The sequence below is a fragment of the Rhizobacter sp. P1_G5 genome (assembly GCF_056405435.1).
In genome coordinates this window covers 1-1,058 of record NZ_JBFUCB010001053.1, presented here as the reverse complement: position 1 = coordinate 1,058, position 1,058 = coordinate 1, and the positions used below count along the sequence as shown (strand labels likewise).

The following is a 1,058-nucleotide window of genomic DNA, read 5'->3' as shown; positions in this document are numbered from 1 at the left end:
GTCTACCTCAGCTTCGACATCGACGGCCTCGACCCGTCGTTCGCGCCCGGCACCGGCACGCCGGAGATCGGCGGGCTCAGCGTGCAGCAGGGCCTGGAGATCATCCGCAGCCTGCGCGGGCTCGACCTCGTCGGCGCCGACCTGGTGGAGATCTCGCCGCCGTACGACCCGCAGGGCACGACCGCGCTGGTCGGTGCGAACCTCGCGTACGAGATGCTGTGCGTGCTGCCCGGCGTTCAGTACCGGGCCTGATCGTCACCTCGGACGTCACCCCGGCGCCGAGCCGGCGTGCACCTTCCCCAGCACCCAGTCGGTGAACCCCGCCACCAGCGGGCTCTCGCAGACCTCGTGGCGGCACACCATGTAGTACGCATGCCGGGCCGGCACGCTCTGCGCGAACAGCCGCACCAGCCGGCCCTCGGCGAGGTCGTCGCCGACCAGCAGGCTGTCGCCGAGCGCGACGCCCTGGCCGTGCAGTGCCGCCTCGATCGCGATGTGCGCATTGCCCATCTCGGTCATCCGGAAGCCGTCGGTGCGCGCACCGGCCGCGAGCAGCCAGCGCGTCCATTCGGCGCCGCCGTCCTCGCACAGCAGCAGGTGGTGGCGCAGGTCGTCCAGCGTGCGCACGCCCTGCGGTCCGTTGATCAGCGCCGGGCTGCAGACGGGGTAGATCGTCACCGGGCTCAGCAGCCGCACCTGCCGGTCGGGCCAGATGCCGGTGCCATAGCGGATGCAGACATCGACCGACGGCGCATACACCTCCTTGTCGTCGTTCGACGCGACCAGCCGCAGGTGCACGTCGGGGTGCGCGGTGAGGAACTCGCCGATGTGGCGCGTCAGCAGCCGCGAGCTCAGGCCGACCGGCGCCGAGACGACGAGGTCGCCGACCATCACCGCGTCGCCGAGCCGCGCGGCGGCCGATGCGATCGACTGGAACGCCGAGCGCACCGACGGCAGCAGCGCCTCGCCGTGCGTCGTCAGCTTGAGCCGGGTCTTGTTGCGCGTGAAGAGCTGCACGCCGAGAGCGTCCTCGAGCGTGCGCAGCTGGTGGCTCACCG

General features: G+C 71.7%; 2 protein-coding genes. One reads left to right on the top strand and one right to left on the bottom strand.

Annotated features, from left to right (window positions below):
- The coding region (locus AC1D12_RS33925) for an arginase family protein (RefSeq protein ID WP_477845465.1) at nucleotides 1–252 on the top strand (252 nt) is incomplete at its 5' end.
- 15 nt (nucleotides 253–267) lie between these two features.
- On the opposite strand, the gene AC1D12_RS33920 is transcribed toward AC1D12_RS33925, so the two are convergent.
- A partial coding sequence (locus AC1D12_RS33920) for a LysR substrate-binding domain-containing protein (protein ID WP_477845464.1) occupies nucleotides 268–1,058 on the bottom strand: 791 nt, incomplete at its 5' end.